General features: G+C 65.4%; 2 protein-coding genes and 1 pseudogene. All 3 read left to right on the forward strand.

Going from position 1 to position 1,372, the window contains the following annotated elements; genetic code table 11:
• A pseudogene (locus tag AB4Y84_RS21685) lies at window positions 1–387 on the forward strand (UDP-3-O-(3-hydroxymyristoyl)glucosamine N-acyltransferase); the annotation flags it as partial.
• Complete coding sequence (fabZ, locus tag AB4Y84_RS21690; protein ID WP_025877675.1) at window positions 384–839, forward strand: 3-hydroxyacyl-ACP dehydratase FabZ; 456 nt, start codon at window positions 384–386, stop codon at window positions 837–839. The pseudogene AB4Y84_RS21685 and the gene fabZ, both read left to right, overlap by 4 nt.
• Window positions 840–858: 19 nt before the next feature.
• Window positions 859–1,372, forward strand: a 514-nt coding sequence (gene lpxA, locus AB4Y84_RS21695) for an acyl-ACP--UDP-N-acetylglucosamine O-acyltransferase (protein WP_442250936.1), incomplete at its 3' end; no start/stop codon positions are given.

Consider the following 1,372-nt stretch of genomic DNA (forward strand, 5'->3'; position numbering starts at 1 on the left):
GCCAACACCTGTGTTGACCGTGGCGCGCTGGAAGACACCGTGCTGGCCGAGGACGTCCGCCTGGACAACCTGGTGCAGATCGCACACAACGTGCAGATCGGCGCCCACTCGGCCATCGCCGGCTGCACCGGCATTGCCGGCAGCGCCAAGATCGGCCGTTACTGCCTGCTCGGCGGCGCCGTTGGCGTCGTCGGTCATCTTGAAATCTGCGACAAGGTCGTGATCACCGGCAAATCGGTGGTCCGCAACTCCATCACCGAGCCGGGCGAGTACTCCTCCGGCACGCCCCTGACCGACAACCGCACGTGGCGCAAGAATGCCGCGCGCTTCAAGCAGCTCGATGCACTGGCCCGTCGCATCCTGTCTGTGAGCAAGGAGAAAGAATGAGCCACACCCAGACCCTGCCGGACATGGCGCAGATCCAGACGCTGCTTCCGCACCGCTACCCGTTCCTGCTGGTGGACAAGGTGGTGTCGATCGACTACGAGAAGCGCACGATCGTCGCGACCAAGAACGTCAGCATCAACGAGCCGTTCTTCCAGGGCCACTTCCCCGGCCAGCCGATCATGCCCGGCGTGCTGATCATCGAAGCCATGGCCCAGGCCGGCGGCGTGCTGACCCAGTTGACGCTGGGCCGCGATGCGCAGTCCAAGCTGTTCTACATGGTCAAGGTCGACAAGGCCCGCTTCACCAAGCAGGTGGTGCCGGGCGACGTGCTGGAGATGCACGTCGAGATCAAGCGCGTGATCCGCAACATGGCCGTGTACGACTGTGTGGCCAAGGTCGACGGCGAAGTCGTTGCCTGCGCCGAGGTGCTGTGCGCCGGCACCCGCGAATGACCCTGGCTGGAGGACCGAGATGAGCGACAACGCCCCCCTGATCCATCCCACCGCCGTGATCGATCCGTCGGCACGCCTGGCCGACGACGTCCGCGTGGGCGCGTTCACGATCATCGGGCCGGACGTCGAGATCGGTGCCGGCACCGACGTCGGTCCGCACTGCAGCATCCATGGCCCGACCCGGATCGGCCGCGACAACCGTTTCATCGGCCATGTCGCGGTCGGCGGCGAACCGCAGGACAAGAAGTACGGCGGTGAACGCACCGAACTGGTGATCGGCGACCGCAACGTGTTCCGCGAGTTCGTCACCCTCAACCGTGGCACCGGCGGCGGTGGCGGCATCACCACCATCGGCGATGACAACTGGATGCTGGCCTACACGCACGTAGCCCACGATTGCCACGTCGGCAACTTCTGCGTGTTCTCCAACAACACCACGCTGGCCGGCCACGTGACGGTGGGTGACTACGTGATCATCAGCGGCTTCGCCGGTGCGCATCAGTTCTGCCGCATCGGTGCGCACGCCTTCCTCG

It is taken from the genome of Stenotrophomonas sp. 2YAF22 (genome assembly GCF_052114665.1).
Classification (GTDB): Bacteria; Pseudomonadota; Gammaproteobacteria; order Xanthomonadales; family Xanthomonadaceae; genus Stenotrophomonas; species Stenotrophomonas indicatrix.